This window comes from Terriglobia bacterium (genome assembly GCA_020072565.1).
GTDB lineage: Bacteria > Acidobacteriota > UBA6911 > UBA6911 > UBA6911 > JAFNAG01.
On sequence record JAIQGI010000041.1, the window covers coordinates 15,436 to 37,412 of the forward strand.

16 protein-coding genes are annotated in these 21,977 nt (G+C 59.7%); 3 read left to right on the top strand and 13 right to left on the bottom strand.

The features are described from left to right. Positions 1–166: 166 nt before the first annotated feature. The gene (locus tag LAP85_21395) at positions 167–1,885 is read right to left on the bottom strand and encodes a diguanylate cyclase (protein MBZ5498962.1); all 1,719 of its coding nucleotides are present in this window, start codon (positions 1,883–1,885) and stop codon (positions 167–169) included. A gap of 194 nt (positions 1,886–2,079) precedes the next feature. Here LAP85_21395 and LAP85_21400 point away from each other — a divergent pair, with 194 nt between their 5' ends. After that, on the top strand, positions 2,080–2,874 hold the full coding sequence (locus LAP85_21400; GenBank protein ID MBZ5498963.1) for a class I SAM-dependent methyltransferase: 795 nt from the start codon (positions 2,080–2,082) through the stop codon (positions 2,872–2,874). Positions 2,875–2,894: 20 nt separating this feature from the next. After that, entirely contained in the window at positions 2,895–3,617 is a 723-nt protein-coding gene (locus LAP85_21405) for a DNA alkylation repair protein (protein MBZ5498964.1), read from the top strand. A 216-nt stretch (positions 3,618–3,833) separates the two neighbouring features. Here LAP85_21405 and LAP85_21410 read toward each other — a convergent pair whose 3' ends face one another. From LAP85_21410 to LAP85_21440, 7 genes are all read right to left on the bottom strand, one after another. Continuing rightward, a complete protein-coding gene (locus LAP85_21410; GenBank protein ID MBZ5498965.1) occupies positions 3,834–4,457 on the bottom strand; it encodes a peptidylprolyl isomerase in 624 nt (207 codons plus the stop codon). A 484-nt stretch (positions 4,458–4,941) separates the two neighbouring features. Then, positions 4,942–5,868, bottom strand: coding sequence for a serine acetyltransferase (locus LAP85_21415; protein MBZ5498966.1), 927 nt, complete (start codon positions 5,866–5,868; stop codon positions 4,942–4,944). Then, positions 5,861–6,811 carry a cysteine synthase A gene (gene cysK / locus LAP85_21420; protein ID MBZ5498967.1) on the bottom strand — a complete coding sequence of 317 codons (951 nt, stop codon included), beginning with the start codon at positions 6,809–6,811 and terminating at the stop codon, positions 5,861–5,863. Before cysK ends, LAP85_21415 begins: the two co-directional genes overlap by 8 nt. A 276-nt stretch (positions 6,812–7,087) precedes the next feature. Further along, positions 7,088–7,870 carry a DUF4824 family protein gene (locus LAP85_21425; GenBank protein ID MBZ5498968.1) on the bottom strand — a complete coding sequence of 261 codons (783 nt, stop codon included), beginning with the start codon at positions 7,868–7,870 and terminating at the stop codon, positions 7,088–7,090. Continuing rightward, positions 7,867–8,940 carry a DUF2157 domain-containing protein gene (locus LAP85_21430; GenBank protein MBZ5498969.1) on the bottom strand — a complete coding sequence of 358 codons (1,074 nt, stop codon included), beginning with the start codon at positions 8,938–8,940 and terminating at the stop codon, positions 7,867–7,869. The genes LAP85_21425 and LAP85_21430 overlap by 4 nt, the downstream gene beginning before the upstream one ends. A gap of 157 nt (positions 8,941–9,097) precedes the next feature. Beyond that, a complete protein-coding gene (locus tag LAP85_21435) occupies positions 9,098–12,271 on the bottom strand; it encodes a hypothetical protein (protein ID MBZ5498970.1) in 3,174 nt (1,057 codons plus the stop codon). 237 nt (positions 12,272–12,508) lie between these two features. Beyond that, complete coding sequence (locus tag LAP85_21440; GenBank protein ID MBZ5498971.1) at positions 12,509–13,792, bottom strand: sodium:proton antiporter; 1,284 nt, start codon at positions 13,790–13,792, stop codon at positions 12,509–12,511. A gap of 152 nt (positions 13,793–13,944) precedes the next feature. On the opposite strand from LAP85_21440, the gene LAP85_21445 reads away from it, so the two are divergent. Beyond that, positions 13,945–15,390, top strand: a complete 1,446-nt coding sequence (locus tag LAP85_21445; GenBank protein MBZ5498972.1) for a cation-efflux pump — start codon at positions 13,945–13,947, stop codon at positions 15,388–15,390. Between the two features lie 32 nt (positions 15,391–15,422). Here the strand turns inward: LAP85_21445 and LAP85_21450 are convergent, their stop codons facing one another. From LAP85_21450 to LAP85_21470, 5 genes are all read right to left on the bottom strand, one after another. Continuing rightward, on the bottom strand, positions 15,423–16,124 hold the full coding sequence (locus tag LAP85_21450) for an SDR family NAD(P)-dependent oxidoreductase (protein MBZ5498973.1): 702 nt from the start codon (positions 16,122–16,124) through the stop codon (positions 15,423–15,425). 101 nt (positions 16,125–16,225) lie between these two features. Then, the gene (locus LAP85_21455; GenBank protein MBZ5498974.1) at positions 16,226–19,297 is read right to left on the bottom strand and encodes a hypothetical protein; all 3,072 of its coding nucleotides are present in this window, start codon (positions 19,295–19,297) and stop codon (positions 16,226–16,228) included. 308 nt (positions 19,298–19,605) lie between these two features. Next, positions 19,606–20,601 (bottom strand): aldo/keto reductase, encoded by a 996-nt coding sequence (locus tag LAP85_21460; GenBank protein ID MBZ5498975.1) that lies wholly within the window; start codon positions 20,599–20,601, stop codon positions 19,606–19,608. 292 nt (positions 20,602–20,893) lie between these two features. Then, positions 20,894–21,250 (bottom strand): cation transporter, encoded by a 357-nt coding sequence (locus LAP85_21465; protein ID MBZ5498976.1) that lies wholly within the window; start codon positions 21,248–21,250, stop codon positions 20,894–20,896. 287 nt (positions 21,251–21,537) lie between these two features. Then, on the bottom strand, positions 21,538–21,894 hold the full coding sequence (locus LAP85_21470; GenBank protein ID MBZ5498977.1) for a hypothetical protein: 357 nt from the start codon (positions 21,892–21,894) through the stop codon (positions 21,538–21,540). Between the last annotated feature and the right edge of the window lie 83 nt (positions 21,895–21,977).

The following is a 21,977-nucleotide window of genomic DNA, read 5'->3' on the forward strand; positions in this document are numbered from 1 at the left end:
TGAATGCGACGTGACCTGGCCGCATCATGACCGCCGAGTGTCTGACATTGAGTAGCACATTGTCAATCGTCTACATGCGGCCGGAGTTGAAATAATAGGCAATTGCTTGTGAGGTTCTGAGCATAGGCAGCAAGGGTTGCCGGGGAGAGGATGGGGAATTCTCCCTTCAGGAGCCGACGGGAGCGGTCATGACCCGGTCGCGTCCTTCGCGTTTGGCGCGATAGAGCGCCTCATCCGCGGCCTGCAGCAGCGTATCCAGCCTGTTTCCGTGCTCGGGGAAAGCTGCCACGCCTATAGAGACAGTTATGTTGCCGAGGCTCTGCAGCCGGTGTTGCACGTTCAGGTGGCGGGCGCACTCCCGCAATTGTTCCGCGCGCTGCCTGGACACTTCCAGCGTCGCTTCAGGGAGAATCAGGGCAAATTCCTCGCCGCCATATCGACAGGCAATATCGCAGGAGCGGATGCCCGCTTTAAGCACGCTGCTGAATTCTCTCAACATCATGTCCCCGGCATCGTGGCCAAAGCTGTCATTGAAGCGCTTAAAGTTATCGAGGTCGAGCATGAGGATACCCATGGATCGGGAACTGCGCATCGCACGGCGCAGTTCCAGCTCTACAGATTCCTCCATGTAGCGACGGTTGAAAAGACCCGTGAGAGGATCACGCACCGATTGCTGGCGGAGGGCGTCGCGCAGCCTCAGGTTGGCCACGGCGAGAGAGATCTGATCGGCGACAGTGCCGGCCAGCTTTTGCCCCGCTTCGGACATCCAGGCGGCCTCCCCATCGCCGCTGCCGCTGTTTCTCTGAAGATGAATGAGCCCGAGGGCCTCACCCTGGGCCATCAGAGGCAGGCAGACATACGGGCCCGTCATATCTCCGGCGTGGCGGCAACGCAATGCCGAGGCAGCGTCCTGAACGTGGTTCAACCGCCCTCGGCGCAGGGCCCAGCAGTCTGCCGGCGGGAAAACCTGCTCATTTAACCGGGGCTCTCCCCACACGGCTGCTATCTCCACAATGTTGCGCGAATTGCTGATGACGCCCAACGCTCCCGAAACGGACGGAAGAATATGAGGAACGCATTGGGCGATCACCTTGAACGCTTCTTCTGCGGTCTCGCAGGAATGCAAAAGATCGCCCAAGTCACTCAACCGGCCGATTTCCTGGGCACGGCGTTCCAACTCATTGACGGAGTGCAGGAGCTCGCCATTCGAGCGCTGCAATGCCTGCTCGGTCTTTCTTACCTGGTCCATATCCCTGAAAATGATTACACCGGCAGTTAGCAGTATGAGCCCGCAGAGCGCACTTCCAGTGAGAAGAGTGTAATAGGTCCGCCGGACATGCGCCTCAGCCACACGCTGGCGTTCATCGAGAAGCCATTGCTCTCTGTCCGCCAGGCCGGCGAGGCGCCGGCGAATCTCATCGGTCAACTGTTTACTGCGGCCAGCCTGCATCAGCTCGACCGCGATCCCGAACCCCTTATCCGGTCTTGATTCGACCACTCTTTGAGCCAGGGCAATACGCTCATTAATGAGTGGGCCCAGTTCATCGAGGCCGCGCCGCTGGCCGGGATCAGCCATCAGCAGATAAAGTTCCTTGATGGTCTCGTGGGCTGCGGCGATCCCCTGATCGTATGGGTGAAGGTACGATTCCTCCGGTGTGATAATGTATGCGCTCTCCCCGATCTCAATCTCATCCAGCTGGGAGCGGAGATTGGACAGGTGTTCCATCACATGGCGGGTTTGCGTCACCCAGTTTCCGGTACCAACGAGATCGGAGACCGTGCGGTAGGACACTACCCCGACGACCAGCAGAACCACGAAGGCCAGAACGAATCCCGCGCCGATCTTTCTTTCAACCGGCCAGCGGCCAAAAACACTATGGTTCAATTTAAGCTCCTTGTGACAGCGTGGATTTGAGACTGAAACGACCGGATTTGTCAAGCAGTCCTTCAGCAAGCGGACGCATCGGTCTGGCGCTTGAAATCTCTTTGAATCGCCCCTTGCTTACGTAGTGATCGGACAGCAGTCGGCCGTTCCACTTCGGAGCGTATATCGGCGACCGGCTCGGAATCTACCGCGCAATGGTTGAGGCCGGGCCGGCAACCGTGTCCGATCTCGCTGCCAGAACCCACCTCAACGAACGTTACATGCGGGAATGGCTCGCCCTCATGGCGACAGCCGGATATGTCCTCTATGACGCGGCAAATTCCCGGTATCGTTTGCCCCGCGAGTATGCCACGGTTCTGTGCGACGAAAACTCGCCCCTGTTCATGGGCGGATTTGTCGAACTGCTGGCCTGCGTCTTCCCGACGAACAAAGTGATGGAAGGAATCCGCGGCGGCAAAGGCCCGCTCTCGGAGGATTACCCGCCCGAACTTTGGGAAGGAGTCGAGAGGTCCACGGCGCCCGGTTACCGCAATTTCCTGACCGAGATCTATATTCCGGCAATGCCCGACATTGCGGCGCGCCTGCGCGCCAGCGGGGCCGCTCTCGATGTCGGATGCGGCGGCGGCCTTGCATCGCTGGAGAGCGCAATAGCCTATCCGAAAGCTGAGGTCTTCGGCCTGGACGTGTTTGCACCCTCGATTGAAAGGGCCAGGAAAAACGCCGCATCGGCCGGCCTAGGCGACCGCATCCATTTCGATACCTATGACGGCATCACGCTGCCCGCGGAACGCTTCGACCTGATCACGCTTTGCTACACGGTTCACCACCTGACGGATCCGGTCAAGACCCTGGGCTCGATCGGCAATGCGCTGAGAAAAGGGGGATCGCTTATGATCATGGAGGCCAATGTGCCGGAAACGATCGCAGCGAGCGTCGGCAATACCTATGCAAAATGGGTTTCGAATTTCAATCTCGAATTTGGTCTTTGACCTATGCGCAGGTTTTGCGGATGATTGCCCCTATGCCGACACGTCTTGAGGAAATTCGTGCCGCACTCAGGCATTACGCGGACTCCCGGAAGGCGCGCGATCTCCAGTGGTTTTTCAAGACCGGGCCGGGCGGCTACGGGGAAGGGGACGTGTTTCTCGGCGTGAGCGTGCCGGCGGTGCGCAAGGTCGCGAGACTATACCGCGATTTGGTCCTCGAGGATGCCGTTGAGCTATTGTCTTCTCCCCTGCATGAAGAGCGCCAGCTAGCGCTCTTTATTCTGACCGGCTGGTACGAAAGAGGCGACGAAAGCCTTCGGCGGATCATCTACAGGTTCTATCTCCGGAACGCGAAACACATCAACAACTGGGACCTGGTGGATTGCTCTGCGCCGCACATCGTCGGGCGCCACCTTTACCGCCGGAGTCGCGCGCCGCTCTACCGCTTTGCGGAATCACGCTCGGTCTGGAAACGGCGCATCGCCATCATGTCCACCTTCTATTTCGTGCGGCAAGGGGACTTCATCGATACGTTGGCCCTCACCGACCGCCTCATTCACGACCCGGAGGATCTTATTCACAAAGCCGCCGGATGGATGATCCGCGAAATCGGCAATCGCGACCAGCAAGCCGCAGAGGCCTTCCTGAAAGAGCGTTGCCGAACGATGCCACGCACGATGCTGCGCTACGCGACCGAAAAGTTCCCGGAGGAAACGAGACTCCGATATCTCCGGGGAGAGGCCTGACGGGCCGGTATCCCAAAGCGCTGCGAAGTAGCCGGTCCAAATCCGGCGACGGCATTGCCCTGCGCGGCTCCGAACGGACCGGCGGGCTTGATGCTGTCCGGGAGCGCGGCCGTCCCGCCCGATCTAGGGATAGGCATGCGCTTGGCCTAAACAGTAATCCAGGCCAAAGAAAACAGCGGGCAAGATGCCCGCATCGAGGCCGCCATCTTTTTGCACCTACTTCCGGTACGCCTTGAGGATCTGGATGGGCGGGTCGAGCGTTTCGGTGCCGTACGCGCCGCGCCGACCGGTCGGCAACGTGTGCGCGGCTTGAACCTTTTTGACGACGTCCATGCCTCCCACGACACGGCCGAAGACGGCAAAACCTTGGCCATCCGAGTTGCGCATGCCGCCGAAATCCATCTCGGGCTGATCACCGATCAGAATCGAAAATGAGGCCCTCGCGGTGTCCGGCCCGTTGCGAGCCATCGACAGCACGCCGTTCACATGCTTCAACCCGGTCACGTTCGTACGCTCCAGCGGGATCGGCGGGAATTGCTCACGGTTGCGCTCCGGGTTGATCTGGATCTGGATGACCTGGATCTCGACATCGTGCCGCGTCGTGTTGTCCAGCCGCACGGCGCGGTTGATGATCCCGCCGTCATAGAACTTCCCGTCGACATACTTCAGGAAGTTCTCTCCGGTGATTGGCGCATGGACCACATCCACTTCCATCGTGATCTTGCCGAGCTCGGTCTCGAAGATCACCAGCACGGGCTGCGTGGGCGCCGGCGTCTGGGCCCCGAGCGGGATGGAGAGAAACAACACGGCCGCGAAGGATAGAATTCCGAAAGTTTTCATTGTTTAGCCTCATCCGGAAAAACTTGTCCGGATTCAGAATCCGCGGGTCAAAACGGATGCGTGAAAATGACATACCCGCTGTGCCGCTTCAAGCCTCTGATATCGGGTTACGTCAACCCTTTTGCTGCTCTCGCGTCCAGAAGTATAGATCATAACTCCAAAACGACGGCTCCGATCCGTGATGCTGATTTCAATCTGGCTCAGAGACCTCGCGCGATCCGCCCCCATGCTTTGCTCTTAACCTCGTGTGCTGGCTACCGCAGTCATGGTGTCCATTTGGGATGTTACATTCGACTATGTGCCCGCGCAACTGCGGGCCCCCGGCGGCCGCGCTGCCGGTTCGTCGGTTGTCCTCTTGATTCTGGATTTAGGGTTGCGCAGATTGGAGTGTGGATCAGGGCTTCAAACCAAATGTTGCGAGATCAGGCAGACCGCCTCTGATCAACCGTGCAAAGGAAATCCAAAATCCGTGATCCAGAATCACTCAGATGCCGGCGCCAAAGTGGAAGGCGTCATAGTGGGCACTCCCCTGCGTCACCCGGCTGCCGGGAGGGACTCCGCGGGTGAGCCAGACGTTGCCGCCGATCACGGACTCCCGCCCGATGGTGACACGGCCGAGAATGGTTGCCCCCGAGTAGATAATGACATCGTCCTCGATGATCGGATGGCGGGGCACCCCCTTGATGGGATGGCCGTTTTCATCCAGGGGAAAGCTCTTAGCACCCAGGGTGACACCCTGGTAGAGCGTAACGCGGTTGCCGATGACGCAGGTTTCGCCAATCACCACACCGGTGCCGTGATCAATGAAGAATCGCTTTCCGATCCGGGCACCGGGGTGGATGTCGATACCCGTGGTGCTGTGAGCGATTTCGGTGATCATCCGCGGCAGCAGCGGGACGTCGAGTTCCCAGAGTGCATGAGCGATGCGACAGAAGGTGAGCGCATAGAGCCCAGGGTAAGCAAGAATCGCTTCATCCGGCGTGGTGCAGGCCGGATCGCCCTGATACGCCGCCTTGACATCTTCCAGGAGGGTCTGCTGAAGCTCCGGCAATCGCTGCAGGAACTGCTGGGTCAGGTCCGCGGCGCGCTGGCTGCAGCCTGGAATTTCTTCCGGCGCCGAACAGTTAAAGCAAAGTGCGCGCCGGACTTGCTCCTCCAGGTCCCGGGCGACGAGGTCCAGCGTTGCGCCAACGTGGAAACGGACATTGTCGGCGCCGGCTTCCGGGCTGCCGAAGTATCCGGGGAACAATATCGCCCGGAGCTCTTCCAGGATCTCGGCCGCGGCCTTTCGGGAAGGCAGCGGCTGGACACAGGGCGGACGCTTCTCGAGCATGGCAAAGCGGCCCGGATAGCCGCTCAGCTCATCGACGATTGACGCCATCTCCACACGGCTCACTCCAACCTCAGACATGGGCGCCCTCCGAATCCAGATCCTCAAAAAGCCAGGTGCTCAGGTAGCGCTCGGCGTTTGAGGGGATGATCACAACGACTTTTTTCCCCTTGTTTTCCGGCCGCATAGCGACCTGCAGCGCCGCCACCAGGGCTGCGCCCGACGAGATGCCGACCGCCACGCCTTCTTCCCGCGCCGCACGCCTCGCCATCTCTCCGGCCTCGACATGACCGACCTGGATGACCTCATCGATCAACTCGGAGCGCAACACCTTAGGAATGAATCCTGCGCCGAGACCCTGAATCTTGTGGGAACCCGGTTTGCCCCCAGACAACACGGGAGAGTCCTTTGGTTCGACCGCAATCGCCTTGAAACCAGGCTTGCGCGGCTTGATCACTTCGGCCACGCCGGTGATGGTCCCACCAGTGCCCACGCCGGAGATCAGGATGTCCACCTGGCCGTCGGTGTCGGCCCAGATCTCCTCGGCAGTCGTCCGGCGATGCACAGCCGGATTGGCGGGATTATTGAACTGCTGAAGCATCAAATAATTAGGGTGCTCCTCCACTATTTGCTCCGCCTTGCGGATGGCCCCCTTCATCCCTTCTGAGCCCGGGGTCAGGATAAGCTTGGCGCCAAACACCTTGAGCAGCTTGCGGCGCTCCAGGCTCATCGTCTCGGGCATCGTCAGAATCAGCGGGTAGTGTTTGGCGGCGCAAACGAGCGCCAGGGCGATGCCGGTGTTTCCACTCGTCGGCTCAACCAGGACCGTGCCATCCTTGATCATCCCCCGTTCTTCTGCAGCCTGGACCATGCTCAGACCTATGCGATCCTTGACGCTGCCTCCCGGGTTGGAAAACTCGAGCTTGAGCAATACCTCAGCGACGCAGCCCTTCGAGAGCGAATTGAGGCGCACGAGCGGTGTCCCTCCGATGAGGTCGACGATACTGTTGGCAATTTTGGCCATCGAAATCTCCCGGCTGTCAGTTTCCAGGGCAGGCTCTTCCAGATTAAAACGCAAATAGACCGCCTGTCACCATCAGAAAGCGGGCCCCAGCAACTGCGTTCACAATAACTTAAGGCCCAACCTCCCTCTTGGAGCTGGAGCCCCGACAACATTCCCGACCGACGTAGTCACAAAGACAAATTAAGAACCCATTCATCACACTCGAATGCTAACGTAAACGTAAGAGTCGTGCAAGGTCGAATCTCCGGCTTTTGCCTTTCCAGGGGTATTGGCGGGCTATTTTGTTGCCGGGTTGTCTCGCAGCCTGACGGATGCCACCCAAGGCTCCAGGTTGCGGCCGTATTGCAGGGTGACGGTGTAGCGCGGCTCCTGACCCATTTGCGGCTTCAGTGGGGAGATGAGCCTGGCTTGGGGCAGGGGGACATTGATGTCGGAAGGGAGGATCTGGGAAACAAATCCAACGCAGTTGTGAGATGTTATCGATCCGGAAGCCGGATCCTTCACATCTTCCAGACTTGCCCTCAAAACAGCTTGCACGATGAGGTACCTGCTCTGGTCGGGATATCGGCTGCGGAGCGCCGTCAGACTTTTTGCCGCACCCACGGGGACAAGGTGCGACACGTTGCGGGGATCTCTTTCTTCGCTCGGGTTGCCGGGTGTGCGTTGAGCGGCGGATTGCCTTCGTTTTTTCTCCTCCTCCGCCTGCTGCAGCCATTGCTCCCAAGCCTTTCCCTCATACTCCAGGGCTACATAGGCCACGCGGGGCAGCAGGGAGAGATCTCTGCCCGGCGTTCCCGCGGGGATATGGAAATCGAAGCCGATTTCCTCCAGCTCGGCACGACTGAAAACCTCACCCGCCTGTGCCGGCTGCCGGATCCACTCAAGTCTCAGGCCGACGCCAGAGTTGTCCTGGCCCATGCTCTGCAACGGCAATTCGCGTTCGGTGAGCTCGATCGTCTGCACGGGTCCGCCCGCTCGATTCCTCGAGACACCGATCAACGCGATGGCGTTGGTGGCAAGAATGGCCGCGATCCCCAGGATCAGGCAGGGTCTCTTCATGCCGTCTCCATTTTTCCGGTTCCGGTTCTGATCTTGCGGAACACCGCCAGAAGTACCAGCGCGATGATCCCGATGATGAGGAAGAAAAGGTACTTGGGCATCCAGTCCCACCACCAATTGAACAGGCGGAGGAACAGATAAATTGCGAAGAATGCGGATCCGAGGTTTACCGCTTCCATCATGCGGCGCTGGACGCCGATCCAGATGGCAGCGATGACGGCGCCAAAACCTGTTACTTGATAGATGCCTTCCACGGCTTTCTTCGGGAACGGGAGATAAGTCAGGTGGCCCAGGTTACCCAGCATGAGCAGCGCCAGGAAGAGGAAGAGAAGTCCGAACAGTCGGTAGACGGTGGCGAAGCCGGGATGCTTGCTGTGGCGATGAATCAGGGGGATTGCCAGCAATGCCATGCCGCCCGGCAGGAAAGTCTCCGGGCGGTCCATGACCGCATCAAAGGATCCGCCGCTCAGCGACATAATCTGCGCCGCGACAAAAATGACGAGCAAGACCAGTCCGGCAGCCAACTCCAGCCGCAGGGAGTAGCCGTAAGCCAGCACCAGTGCAAACACTCCCCAGGCAAGGAAGGCGTTCTGCGACGGTGCCAGGTTGAAAATGTAACCGAGCACGTTCAGGTTCAATACAAATGATGCAAATACCACGAGCGCCAGGAGCGATGTGTAATAGAGAGTTCTTTCTCTTCGGGAGACGAACTCCATGGCGATCAACCCGAGGATGGGAATCGAGACGAGAAGCGCGACCTGAACCGGCGTGCTCAGCAGTCCCCAATAGCGATAGAAAAACAGAAACACCGCCGCGCACAAAGCCAGCCCGCCGAGAGCCGATGCGATGCGCATGGCGAGTGAAATCTGCTTCTGGGATTCGCTGACGTCGACGTCGAAACGCCCGGCCAGCTCGGCCAGCGTCTTGTCGAGGTGGGTATCGAGCCGCGCCCGCTGCTCGTCGGTGAGACCCAGGACTCCTTCGCGGGTCAGCTGCTCCAGCTCGCGCCGGAAGGAGTGGATGCGGTCCACGCGTTGCTGGGCTTCCTTCTTTCCCGAAGTCTCGGCCATTTGCAGCGATCTTATTCGATTCAAACGCCGAAAACAATGGGCTCAAAAACAAAATCTCAACGCAAAGGACGCGGCGCCCGCGGAGAAGAACATTTTAACCGCGAGCTCCACGCCCTCCGCGTTGAGATGTTCTCACGCACTGGGATCGAGGACAGGACTATTTGACGTTAGGATCTGCTTCGACCACCACCCTGGTGAAGTACTCCTTGTCTCCAACCGTAAGCTTGACGCGATAAACGCCTGGTTCGACGGCGGCACCGCCGCCTCCTCGACCGCCGCCGCCACCGGGGAATTGGCCCGGGGCTCCGGCTGCCTGACCCGCGCCAGCGCCTCTGATGCCGGCACCCTGACCTGCGGCGCCGGCTGCGCCCGCCCCGGCTGCGCCTGCTCTGGCTCCGGCAGCTCCGGCTGCGGCCACACCCGCGGCACCACCTCTACCGCCTGCGGCCTGAGCTCCGGCCCCCGGCACACCGCCTCCGCCGCCGAATCCGCCTCTGCCACCGCCGCCGACCTGCCACTGCACCCGATGCAGGCCTGCGTCCTTGCCTCCCGCCGGCGTCATTTCCTGCAACACCCTACCGTCAACATCCATGATGGCGACTTTGACGTCCGCGGATGCAGCAGACTTCAGGAAGTAGCTGATGGCTGTTCCCGCTCGAGGGTTGGTACCTCTGAAGATCTTGTCGCGGGGAAGCCCCCGGTCCACATAGATGTCCGTCTGGTACATGGTTGCCGGGCGCACGGAGAACAGGGTCGCGTCGTCGGACATCGCCTTGTCCGTCAGCTGCTGCAGGGCGGTGACGTCATCCATGATCCAGATGCTGCGCCCGTGAGTCCCGAGGATCAAATCGTTGTCACGCGGATGCATGATCACGTCATCGACAGGCACGTTGGGGAGACCGGTCATGAATCTCTTCCATTCGCCCCCGCCGTTCAGCGAAATATAGAAGCCAAGCTCGGTACCCAGATACAGCAGGTTTTTGTTCTTGGCATCTTCGAGGATGACGTTGACGTGCCATTCCTGGGGCAGATTGTCGGCGATGGAAGTCCAGGTCGCCCCGAAGTCGCGGGTGACATACACATAGGGCCTCAGGTCGTCGTAGCGATGCCCGTCGATGGCCACGTAGCAGGTGCCGGCATCGAAATGCGACGGGGCCACGCGTGTAATCTGATAATACTTGTCCTTCGGGATCCCGGGAATGTTGTCGGCCACATTTCTCCAGTTAAGCCCGCCGTCACGGCTTACCTGAACGTTGCCGTCATCCGTGCCGGCCCACATGACTCCCGGCACGGCGAAGGACTCGGCCAGGGTGACGATATGGCCGAAACTCCCATATCCGTCGTGCTTGGAGAACATATCTTTGTCTCCCGGCACGTCCATGATGGACAGGGTCTTGCGATCAATCCCTTTGGTGAGGTCAGGACCGGCCATCCAGGTGTCGCCCCGGTTCAACGACTTGAAGAACCGATTGCCCGCGGTGTACACGGTCCGCGGATTATGGGGTGACAGCACGATAGGGGTATTCCAGTACCAGCGGAGCTGCTCGCCGGCCGGCAAAGGAGGAACGATGTTGTTGCCGCCGCCGAATCCCGTCTGTGCCGCCTGCGCCGCCATGGCCTGCTGCTGGGCCTGTTGCTCCGGAGTGACCTCGGCGTTGGGCGCACCCCCGCCCTGGCCGCCGCGTCCTCTGGCACCTGTTCTCGGCTGGATGTTGGTGGGCCGCCCGGTTCTGAGGTCGTAGCGCGACATGCTCCCGTTCTGCGATTCGGTGTACACGATGTTGTAGTCCGTCGGGTCCACCTGGCAGTAGAAACCATCTCCGCCGCCGATCCGGAACCAGTCGGAATTGATGGGGCCATCGCTGTTGCGGGTCGCACTGGGGCCACCCCAGCTGCCGTTGTCCTGCAACCCGCCATACACATAGTAGGGCTTGCGCATGTCCGCGGCGACCGCATAGAACTGGCCCACTGCGATCGTGTTGACGAATTCCCACGTTTCGCACTGGTCATAAGTGACATCCAGACCGCCATCATTGCCGATCATTACGTGGTTCCCGTTCTTGGGGTCGACCCAGATGGCATGGTTGTCGGTGTGGATAATGCCCTGGACCGTCCTGAACGTTTTCCCGCCGTCGGTGGCTTTGTAGAACTGAGCGCCGCCCGTGTAAACAATTTCGCTGTTGCTGGGATCGACCCGGATCTGGCTGTAATACATGGCACGGTTGTTGTTGTTGCTGACAACATGCCATGTCTTGCCCTTGTCGTCGGATCGCCACACGCCGTCTTTCGCAGGATCGGGATTTCCCGCCGGCGTCTCTCCGCCGCGTCCGCCGCCACCGCCACCTCCGAATCCACCACCACGTCCGCCCGCAGCCGCCTGAGCAGCGGCCTGGGCAGCCTGTTCAGCTGACATGGCATCGGAGCCACCGCCTGCTCCCCCCCATTTGAGGGCTTCGATCTGAGCGTAGAGGATATTTGGGTTTGAGCGGGATACGTCCAGACCGATGCGGCCGAGTTCCGGACCGGGGAGTCCGCCGGTCAGTCTGGTCCAGGTCTTGCCGGCATCGCTGGTTTTCCAGATGCTGCTCCCCGGGCCGCCTCCGTTGAATCCCCAAGCCGTCCGCCGCCGCTGATAGGAGGCGGCATACAGCGTCTTGTTGTCGCCGGGATCCATCACGAGATCAGTGAACCCGGTGTTCTCGTCGATGAACTTCACATTGGTCCAGGTCTGGCCGCCGTCGGTTGTCTTGTAGATGCCCCGCTCCTTATTGGGCCCGAACAGATGGCCCAGCGCTGCGACATAGACGACGTTGGGATCTTTGGGATCGGGCACGATTCGGGCGATCGTTTGAGTTTCCTTCAGTCCCATGAAGGTGAACGTCTTCCCGGCGTCCGCCGATTTGTAGACTCCCGCGCCGAAGGACGAGCTCTGACGATTGTTGGCTTCGCCGGTGCCGACCCAGATGATGCTGGGATTGGGCTGGTAAATTGCGATATCACCGATGGAAATCACAGGATAAGTATCAAAGATCGGCTCAAAGGTGGTGCCGTTGTTGACGGTCTTCCACAGGCCGCCGGTAGCAAATCCTACATAGAACATGGCAGGATTGCTCTCCACGGCTTCGATATCGTCAATGCGGCCCGCCATGCTCGCAGGTCCGATCGAACGCCAGCGAAACTCCTTGAGTATTGGATCTTCGGATTGGTTGATGGCAGGCCCGGCCGGTGGTGCTCCCCCGCGTCCCTGACTCCATGCCGCTGCTGTGAGCAGCAGGCAAATCATCAATCCAAGCCAAATCTTGATGTGACGAGTTCGTCGCTCTCGTTTCATAGGTGCGACCCTTTCCTAGATTGGATGTTGGGGGAAAACCAGGTCAACGTATCCCCGTTCCGACCCCTGGTCCCGTCTCTTATACGCCATGCCGCCGGCGTTTGTAACACTCTTTTCACGTGCTTCATCGATTCTGAAGAGCAACGCACCCACACAGAGTCCCCGGAGCCCGTCCGGCAGAGGCGTTCTTCTCAGCGCTCCGTGCGCCCTCTGCCTTGAGATTTTGATGATGCCCAACTACCGGAAGAACAGAACCCAGATCAGGATAAAGATCGGGATCAGCACCGGCAGTGAATAACGGAAAATGTACCCGAAAAACGAAGGGCACCTGACTCCATGGTGCTCTGCAATCGACTTGACCATGAAATTAGGGCCGTTGCCGATGTAGGTGTTTGCTCCGAAAAAGACCGCTCCTACCGAGATCGCCTGAAGCAACCGGCCATGCTCGGTCAGCAGGATCTTAATGTGCTCGGTGTTGCCGAGGGTGAGCTGATGCAATCCCATCGCCGCGCCGAGAAAATTGAGATAGGTCGGAGCATTGTCGAGAAAGCTCGAGAGGATGCCTGTGGACCAATAAAACTGTCCCGCAGTCCTGATCCCGAGGTGATCGGCGTTCAGCGCGAGCCAGTCGAGCGCCGGCACCATGGTGGCGAAGATGCCGGCGAAAAGGATGGCCACTTCCTTGATCGGAGCGAAGGTGAACTCATTGGCGCGCAGAGCCTCCTTCCGGGCGAAACGGTGAGCGGCGGTGGCTGCTGAGATCATGATGATTTCGCGCACCGGCGTTCTGGCAAAAACGGCTGCGAGAATAATGAACAGAAACAAGAAGCTGTGGGTTCCGCGCAGTTCGAACCGCGCGCTTTTGACATGGCGGGATTTTTCATCAGCCTGCTTCCGATGGGCGTATGTATCCACCGCAAAGAACACAGCCAGCACCAGGACCATGGCCAACAGCCAGATATGCCATACCTTTTGCATCGTCCACTGAAACGGCACCCCATTCAGGTAGCCGAGGAACAGGGGCGGATCGGCCGTGGGCGTCAGTGCGCCGCCCATGTTGCTGACAATGAAGATGAAGAACGCGATGTGATAGCCGCGCACACGGGGCCGGTTGATGCGCAGGAACGGCCGGATGAGGAGCATCGATGCGCCGGTCGTGCCCAGAATGTTCGAAACCAGCGCGCCTGCGGCCAGAAGCAGCGTGTTCACCAGCGGCGTGGCGCGGCGCTCGGTGTGCAGGAAAATGCCGCCGGCTGCGACAAACAGCGATCCGATCAGCACGATGAAGCTGAAGTATTCGACGAAGGTCTCCATCATGCGGCGGTAATCCAGGCAGACGGCGTAGTAGGCAAAAACGATGACTCCCAGGCCGATCGAAACGTGCGGGTAGTATTTCTCCCACCAATGGCGATTGATGAATGGTGCGATGGCGATCGCCAGGAGCAGAAGCGCAAAGGGAAGTATCATCCAGGGGTTGACCGGGAGGATTTGGCTACTGGCCCCGACGATCTGGTCCGGCATTCTCTGCATCATCCGCCTCATCAAACCACGAAACACACAAGATGCGCGAAGATTTTTTCGTGTGCATCGTCTTATGTGGTAAGTATTCGTGCGCCTTCGATTCGGAATTTCAGGCTTGAATGGAGTAGAATGATCGCAAAGGATACCTTTTGGTGACACAAGCGAATCTGCAGGAGCAAGTCCGTGAAAAACGCCTTGTTGCCGCAACTTCGGTAGCGGCCGCCATCTTTCTTACAGGCACCAAGCTGGTCATCGGCCTCATTACTGGGAGCCTCGGGATTCTGGCGGAAGCTGCACACTCGGGGCTCGACCTGGCGGCCGCCGTGATCACCTTGCTGGCGGTGAGGGTGAGTGATCGACCCGCCGACGAATCGCATCTTTATGGTCACGGCAAGGTCGAGAATCTGAGCGCGCTCGCCGAGACGGGGCTGTTGTTCATCACGTGCCTCTGGATCCTTTACGAAGCCATCCGGCGCCTCTTCTTCGTGGAAGTTGAGATCAATCCCAGCGTGTGGGCCTTTCTCACCATGGCGATTTCAATTGTCATCGACTTCTCACGGTCGCGGGCGCTGGGACGCATCGCGCGCAAATACCACAGCCAGGCTCTGGAAGCTGATGCGCTGCATTTCAGCACCGACATCTGGAGCTCCGCGGTCGTGCTCGTGGGACTCGGACTGGTGCGCTACGGCGAGGCCACGGGCACGAAGTCGATCTTTGCGCGCGCCGACGCGGCGGCTGCCTTGATTGTCGCTCTTATCGTGGTGTATGTGAGCGTGCAACTCGGACGCCGGACCATCGACATTTTGCTGGATAGCGCTCCCGCCGGGTTGGCGGAGCATTACGCGGCGGCCTTGTCGGGAGTCAACGGTGTGCTGCGCGTCTCGCGCATCCGCGTGCGCAACGTCGGCAGCCAGGTCTTTGTTGATTTGAGCGTGGATGTGCCGCGGTATCTGTCCTTCGAGGAGAGTCACGCCGTGACTCAGCGGGCGCAGGAGGCGGTGCGCGGCGTATCGCCCAATGCCGACGTGGTCGTGCACGCCGACCCCGTCTCCGAGAATGAAGGGGTGCTCGAGAGAATCCGGGCGGTGGCGGCGCGCTCGCATTCAGCGGTGCACAACATTACCACGCACTCGACCGAGCGCGGCATCTGGATTGACCTCGACCTCGAGGTCGATCCCGAGCTCAGCTTCGAAAGCGCGCACTTGCTGGCCACCGAGCTGGAGACGCAGCTGCGCCAGGAATTGGGCGCGGGTGATCTGCCCACCACGGTCGCAGATGTACATGTGCACATTGAGCCCCGGAGTGAAGTGCTGGCGCCAGGCCTTGAAATCGCGGAGGCGGAAGCTGCCCGCTATCACGAACGGATCGAGGCCGTCTGCCGCGAACTGGAGCGCACGCGCGGCTGTCAGGATGTCGAGCTTCACCGAATGAGGGGCAAGGTGTATCTCTCGCTGCACCTGCTCGTCGACACGGATTGTCCTGTCGGCGAGGTGCACGGGATTGCCGAAGAACTGGAAAGCCGCTTGCGCCTCGAGTTTCCTCAGCTCGGGCGCATCGTGATCCACGCGGAGCCCGCCGGCAAGACCCTCTCGAAATGACTTTGGATTGCGGATTTTGGATTTGTGAACGGCTACCATTCAATGAATCCGCCGCCCATCAGGTCATGGCAGGCGCACTCCTGGTCAGGATCAAAAGCTTGAACCCAATCCGCCAGCTTTATGGCGGCTGCTCTCGGCGGTGTATCGGCATCCACCGCACCTGCATCCGTCTTCAGTTTCCCGGGGTGGAGGGCAACCACACGGATGCCTTCACCTCTGAGTTCGTGATCCAGGCAGGCTGTGAGCATGTTCTGAGCGCACTTGGCGATCTGATAGGAGTAAATGCCCCGGAAGTGCCCCGCGACCGTGCGGGTTATGGATCCCCACCTGGAGGTTACGTTGACCACGATGGGCCTCCCGGCTTTCCGCAGAAACGGCAGCGCGGCCCGAGTGCAGCGGAATGCGCCCACACAATGAACCCGAAACAAACTCTCGATATCTTCCGGGGCCGTGCTCGGCAGCCAGCGCAGCTTTTTGATGTTGCCGGCGTTGTTGATGAGCACATCGAGCGAACCGCAGTCCCGCTCCAGGACGCCGAAGATCTGCCGTTCCACGTCGGCGGACGCAACATCGCCGACAACCGGGTGACACGCGGCTCCGTAATCTGAATTCAGTCCCGCTGCGACAGCCGGATCCCGGACGAGGGGAAAGACGGTCCATCCGCGTCCAGCGTATACATCCAGTAATTCGCGTCCGAATCCCCTGCCGGCGCCGGTAATGAACACACTCGGCATTTCCAGGCTCCAATAACGAAACCGCAGGCGCACGCAGATGAGCGCGAGTGATCATCAGCGCTTCTCTGCGTGCACCTGCAGTTCCCCGATTTATCAGGCGGTTAGTTTTCCTTCTTAATGGACGTCGAGACGATTGCATTCAGGTCTGCGGCTGCCTGCGCAGCCTCCTCTTTATATTCACGCAGGAGCAGCAGCATGCCGTCACTGGGCCGGGCGATCGTCCCCGTCACGGAGCCGAGCAGAGAGTTGACATTCTCGCGCAGCTTCGCACCGCAACGGTAGCTCATGGTGCATTCGCGCACAAGCTTGGCATGCAACTGATTGAGCTGATCCAGTGCGGGGCGGCGCGCCGGATCGGAGAGGGACGTCAGCTGACGCGTCAGGTCCTCCACACGATTGACCAAACCGGTGACTGTGACACTGAGCGCCTGCACCTCCTGCGCCGTGTTGGACTGCGCCTGGAGATCGGCCGCCGAAACCTTTACTTTCGGGTCAAGCACGACACGGGCCGGTTTGCTCATCTGTTTGCTGCCGACCTGGAGCACGACGTTGTATTCGCCGGGTACGACCTGCGGGCTGGAACCACCGCCGCCGCGCCCGCCGCCGCCACGCCCTCCGGCTCCGGGAGCGCCTGCCGCCGGGCCGGTGCCGGGCGCACCGCCGGGAGCCGCCTGCGGCCCTTCGATGCGCAGATCCCAAATCACCCGGTTCACGCCCGCCCGGTTCGTCTGGTTGCGGAAGGTGCGCATCGCCTTGCCGGCTTTATCGGTGATTGTGATGCTTACCTGGTCGGTCGTGGCTGCTCTGAGATAGTAATCAATGGCCGCCCCATAAGGTGGATTCGGAGCGCCGTAGTCCTTCGCGCCGACGGAGCCATCACGTCCCGCAAGCTGGCGGCGCATGGCCGGTTGAATGTCGAACAGGAAGGCATCGCTCGCCCTGGCTTGTGCCAGTTGTTGCAGCGGAGTGATGTTGTCGAGAATGTAGGCGCCGCGGCCATGCGTGCCGACAATCATGTCGTTGTCGCGGGGATGAATGGCGATGTCCCTGACTGCCACCGGCGGCATGTTGTTGCGGATCGGCACCCAGTGGCCGCCGTCGTCCCAGGATGCAAAAATGCCCAACTCGGTGCCCAGATACAGCAGGTTTTTCACCTTCGGATCTTCGCGCACCACGTGAACGTAACCTTTTCCGGGCAGGTCGCCCCGGATCGAGGTCCAGGTCTGGCCGTAGTCGGTGGTCTTGTATGCGTATGGCGCGAAGTCGTTGTCCTGATGACGATCCACTGCGACATACGCTGTGCCGGCATCGTAGTGCGAGGCCTCGATGGTCGGGATCCAGGGGTTGGGCGCCAGACCTTTGATGTTGCCGATCGTATTGGTCCATTTTTTGCCGCCATCCTGTGTCACCTGAATGTTGCCGTCGTCGGTGCCTGCCCAGATTACGCCCGCCCTGACCGGTGATTCGGCTATGGTGAGGATCGTACAGTGGAATTCCGCCGCGGTGTTGTCGGTTACGATTTCGCCACCGGAAGACTGTTGTTTGCTTTTGTCGTTGGTGCTCAGATCGGGGCTGATGATCTCCCACGAATAGCCCTGATTGGTCGTCTTAAATATGACCTGGGCGCCGAAATAAATAGTGCTCGGATTTTGCGGGGAAGCGGCGATCGGCGGATTCCAGTTGAACCGGTATCTGTAATTGAAAATGGGACTCCCCGTGGGGCCGACGTCCTTGGGATAGGGCGTGACATTGCGCGACACGCCGGAGTTGCGATCGAGCAGGGTGATCGAGCCCCCCTCGAGATCGGTGTAGACGAGGTGAGGCGCATTGAGGTCCGGTACGGCGAAGAAGCCGTCGCTCCCGCCGATGGTGTACCAGTCGCGCTTTCGGATGCCGTTGCTGAACATCGTCGCGCTCGGCCCGACCCAGCAACCGTTGTCCTGCAGGCCTCCGTAGACAAGGTAGGGCACCTGCAGGTCGTAGGTGATGTGATAGAACTGCGCGAACGAAATGTTGTTGATGACTTCCCATGTGCGCCCGCCGTCGAGCGAAACCTGGAAGCCGCCGTCGCTGCCCGAAAGGACGTAATTGGAGTTCTTCGGATCGATCCAGAGCGCCTGGTGATCGGAGTGCACACCCTGGGCGATGCTCGAGAAGGTGCGCCCGCCATCGATGGACATCATCAGGCTGCCGCCCAAGGAATAGACTCTCTCTGGATTGTTTGGATCCACTCTCAGGTCACTGTAATAAAAAGGGCGGAAGTTGATATTCGGGTTGTTGAGCACCATGCGCCAGGTGTCGCCGCGATCATCCGAACGGAACAGATTGCCTTCGATCTTTGTCTCCGTGATCATGTAAACGGTGTTCGGATTGCTCGGGGCCACGGCCACACCGATGCGGTCCATCGGCGTTTTGGGCAGCCCCTGGATCAGCTTATCCCACGTCTCCCCGCCATCCTTGGAGCGGTAGAGTGCCGTCCGGCCGCTGCCGCTGTCGAAACGCCACGGCCTGCGGCGATAGGTGTACATGCCGGCGTAGAGGATGCTCGGATTCCGGGAATCGATATCGATGTCGGAGCAACCGGTGTCCGCGTCCAGGTAAAGTACCCTCTTCCAGGTCTTGCCGGCGTCGGTTGTCTTGAACACCCCACGTTCCTCGTTCGGCCCCCACTCGTGGCCGAGCGCTGCAATCCAGGCGGTGTTGGGATCCGTGGGATGGACACGGATGCGCTTGATCCGCTCGGTATCCGTCAGGCCCACATGCTGCCATGTCTGCCCGCCATCGGCCGAACGGTACACGCCGTCGCCAAAACCGGCATCGTTGCGTGGATCGCCTTCCCCCGTCCCGACCCAGATGACATTCGGATTGGACGGCGCGAGGGCGACGGCGCCGATGGAGGACACCTCCTGGTTGTCGAAGATCGGCGTGAATGTCATCCCGCCATTGGTGGTCTTGAAGATGCCGCCAACGGCTCCGGCGACATAATAGGTGTTCGGATCGCCCGGCACGCCCACAATGTCGGTGACGCGGCCGCCCGGATTGGCCGGACCGATGGAGCGCCAGCGCAAATTGGCCAGGCTGGCCGCGTCATTCGCTTGTGGCGCCGCATTGTAAGCCGCCAGCGGCAGAAGCGCCGCGGCCAGCAAAAATGCAAGGATCAACCGTTTCTTCATAACCCGCCTCCATATTGTCCAGATTGCAGTGTGATCGCTCCCGCGAGACCTTTCGCCGGATGTGAATGACTTCGCTCACGCTCGATCCTGAGCTTCCGGCGTTTGGGTAAATGCCTCAATTCCACCCGGCTTGATTCGATGTGCCCTCACTATATCGTGACGGGGTCGTCTCTGCAAAATTCAATTTTTCCAAGCTGGATATGAGGAACACTCGGGACACAGCCGCAGCCAGAATGGTGACCACGAAACACTCGAGCCGCACGAGAACATCCTCCTGCGCTTTTGGTATTCTGCGGTCGGTGTCCTTGTTAATCGGGGGATTGATGGTTTGCCAGGGCCCGCTCGATTTGCTCGATTTCTTCCGTGCTGAGATGGAATTCTGCGGCTCCGATGAAACCGTCGACCTGAGCGGGCCGGCGCGCACCGACGATGGCGCCTGTAACTGAGGGCAACCGGAGTGTCCAGGCGATTGCCACTTCGCCTGGAGAACGTCCGTGCCGAGCGCCGATGGCGCGGAGCTGTTCCACCAGCTTCAGATTCCGGGTGAGTTTCGGCTCCTGGAACTGCGGGCTTTGCGCGCGCCGCCAGTCGTCCTTGGGCATCCCGGCGATACGCTCCCGCGTCATGGCGCCGCTGAGCAGGCCGGAATGCATAGGCGAGTAAACGATTACACCGATGTTGTGCACGGCACAGTAGGGCAGGATCCGGGTTTCGATGTCGCGCTTCAACATGGAATAAGGAGGCTGGAGCGAACTCACGGGCGCGATGGCACGGATGCGTTCCAGTTGTGTGACGTCAAAGTTGGAGACCCCAAGGTGGCGGATCTTGCCCTGTTTCTGCAGGCCGGAGAGTGTACGCCACGCATCCTCAATGCCTGCGTCCGGCGAAGTCGGTCCGGGCGCCCAACTCGGCCAATGAATCTGATACAGGTCGATCGTCTCTGCGCGGAGACGCCGCAGGCTGTTCTCCAACTCTTTCCGGAGGGAAGCCGGCTCCAGGCTGTGCGTGATGTTGCCCTTTTCATCCCAGACCAGGCTGCACTTCGTAAATACCAAGGGCCTGCGGGTGCTGGGCAATTTCGCCAGTGCTCGTGCCACGACCTCCTCAGAGTGCCCCAGACCGTAAACCGCTGCCGTGTCGATCCAGTTGATGCCGAGGTCGAGGGCGTGATGAATGGCAGCGAGCGATTCCTCGTCATCCTGGGGACCCCATGCGAATGCCCAACCTCCACCCCCCATCGCCCAGGCCCCCAATCCGATCGGAGTAATTTCAAAGCCGGTGTTGCCCAGTTGCCGTTTTTCCATGGACGTTATTCCTCTGACCCCATTCGCCCGGCAAACATGCCGTGCTCAAACCCAGGAAACTACGGATAGACGCGGGGGAACGCAATGCCGCCTGACGTCCGCGGCCAACATTCAAGCCACAAACACATGAAATCCTTTTCGCGTGCTTCGTGTATTTCGTGGATTCTGTGGCGGAGCCCGGAGGCCATCCTCGTCCGGCTGAGGTCGACAGCGGTTGCCGAGGCTGCATGTGTTGCAGCCTTCGGCAACATCTCCGCGGCAGATGGACGAACTTGGCCGGATCCTGATTTTCCTACTTTGTAGGCTTCACATCAGAAAGCGTATAGTCTGCCCCCATCTTCATCTGGTCGGCAGCGACCTTGAGAGCTTTCTGAACATCCGACAATTTGACGGTGCTGTCTTTTTTGACGGTAAACTGGAGCGTCATCTTCGAGGTATCCACCGAAACAGCATCAATCTCCTTCATTTTTTCCAATGTCTGTTTGATGAGCGGGCCGCACCCGCCACACACGATCGCCTTCACCTTGGCGGAATACGTTCCTGGTTTCAAAACGTCCTGGGATTGCTGGGCGGCGAGGGACACTGTGGAAATCATCGCCAGCAGGGCGATAGTTGCAACCAAACTGAGCCATACGGTTTTCCTGTTCATGTAGAGACTCCTCTTACTTTTGCATTTGGCTTTGCAGTTGATTCCGATTGGACATTCCTAGGTCAATACACACACAGCTTACGCAAGAGGGACGGCTTGATCAATAGGGACATGCGGCATCGCCCTGTCTCATGTTGGCATTGCAGGACTAGGGGCCGGAGCCGGCCTGTGCTCCGGAAGTGACTCCTCAAGAACGGAAAGCAGCCACGAATGGCTCGGATTTCGAGAATAGCGACATTCGTGAAATTCGTGCCGTGCGCGGCTGCCTTTAACAGCCTCCAGACCGGCTATTTTTTGGGCTTGCTGGCCTTGGCCACAGCGGGAGAGGCCTTGACCATGGTTGCGATGTCTTGACCCTTCTCCACCCGGTAATGCACGGTGGCTCTGTCACCTGCCTTCATATCGCCTTCCTTCTTGGTCTGATCGTTGATCAGGAAGGTCGATTGTTCCTCTTTGCCCTTCACTCGGTGGGAGAGCACCAGCTTGTTCGCTTCCACTGAGCTGACGACTCCCATTGCCGTATGGGTTACAACCGCCCTCGGCTTGGTCGTCTTGGCACTGGTTCCAGCCGCGGTTCCTTGAGCAAAAGCTGCGAGGGCCATGAGGAGGATCAGCCCCATCGCTAAAGTTACAGCACGCTTCATATCCTTGTCTCCTTTCAATCATGCTTGAGATTGCCACTGCACTCTCGAGACAAAGGCTACCAACCGGACGATTAAGCCAGGAT